The organism is Companilactobacillus halodurans (assembly GCF_009600985.1).
In the GTDB taxonomy this organism is placed as follows: Bacteria; Bacillota; Bacilli; order Lactobacillales; family Lactobacillaceae; genus Companilactobacillus; species Companilactobacillus halodurans.
In genome coordinates, this window is the sequence record NZ_VDFP01000151.1 from 1 (window position 1) to 1346 (window position 1346).

General features: G+C 33.1%; 2 protein-coding genes and 2 pseudogenes. All 4 read right to left on the reverse strand.

Going from position 1 to position 1346, the window contains the following annotated elements; translation table 11 throughout:
• Positions 1 to 268 (reverse strand): annotated as a pseudogene (locus FHL06_RS13175) (heavy metal translocating P-type ATPase); the annotation flags it as partial.
• Positions 265 to 537: a cupredoxin domain-containing protein gene (locus FHL06_RS13180; protein WP_119325477.1), complete on the reverse strand. Its 273-nt coding sequence runs from the start codon at positions 535 to 537 to the stop codon at positions 265 to 267. The gene FHL06_RS13180 and the pseudogene FHL06_RS13175, both read right to left, overlap by 4 nt.
• 13 nt (positions 538 to 550) lie before the next feature.
• On the reverse strand, positions 551 to 922 hold the full coding sequence (locus FHL06_RS13185; protein ID WP_153387069.1) for a cupredoxin domain-containing protein: 372 nt from the start codon (positions 920 to 922) through the stop codon (positions 551 to 553).
• Positions 923 to 1062: 140 nt separating this feature from the next.
• A pseudogene (locus tag FHL06_RS13190) lies at positions 1063 to 1346 on the reverse strand (pentapeptide repeat-containing protein); the annotation flags it as partial.

Sequence of the window (1346 nt, forward strand, 5' to 3'; positions counted from 1 at the left end):
GATTAGTAAACATTGCATAAATACTGTAAATATATGCTGTAGCAGTTCCAATAGCAACCAACGTATCCATATTAGAATGATGTTTCTTAAATGATGCCCATGCACTTTGCAAAAATGGTCGTGCAGCTACTGCCATAACAATAGTTGTCAAAACAAACTGTGTCCACTCACCACCAGAAATCATGATTCCAAAAGGCATCAAGATCATACCTATTAGCATCGGTAGTGAAAAAATCAAAGATATCCAGAATCGTTTAGTAATTGTCATTTGATCACTACCTTTCCTTTAAACATATCCATTCCACAACTAAAATCAAATTCACCGGTTTTATCAGTTGAAACTTTCACAGTTTGAGCCTTATTCAGTGGTAATTGTTTTTCAAAGCCCAATTCTTGAGAATGAACAACATCTAAACATCCCTGCTCATTAGTTCTTGTAAATGTAATTTCTGCCGGAGCCCCTTGTTTTAAGTTTATAACTTGAGGTTGGTAACCTCCTGCAACTGTAACGTTAACCTTTTGTACCTTCTCAACCATAATCGTTTATCTCCTATTTAATAATTAATTTGCCATGGAACATATCCATACCGCAGGCCCATTGAAATTCACCTGATTTGTTGGTATCAATCTTGATAGTTTGTTTTTCATTTTGTGGTAATTCTTTATTAATACCAAAATCAGAAAAAACTACTCGATCCAAGCAACTTGATGCATCTTTTCTAGTAAAGTTAATCGTTGCTGGAACACCTTTTTTCAAAGTAACTACTTCAGGTGAATATCCCCCATTGACCTCGATATCCACGCTTTGATTATTATCAGTCACATCGGCCGTGGCACTAGCTACTTGATGATTGCCGAAGAACCACCAAAGTATAAAACCGATAAGTACCAATCCTACAATTAACACTAAAATCCTTGTCATAATTTTCCTCCTCAATTACGTTTACAAATGTAATCTACGTTTATTACTTTATTCTTAAAGTTTACATTTGTCAACTGAAATAGCAAAAAAATAAAGTCACCTTTCTAAGGGTAAACTTCATATAATTACTTAGAAAAAACTTAATAAGACACCTTTACTCCTATAAAGTAGCTTGCCAAAAAAGCTGCCTGTTCAGAATTTACTTTCAAACCTCGAATAAAGTTTTGATCTAAATCAATTGTTTCAAAATGACAGTCACTGAAATCAATCCCCTTTAAAGCTGTCCGCATACTAATCATTTCATTTAAATCACAATTTTTAAAAATAGTTTTTGATAACTTATTCTCATTAAAGCTAACATCCTTGAGACTATCATTTTCAAAATGTACTACTTTTAAATTTAAGCGATTCAAATTAGCCAAGT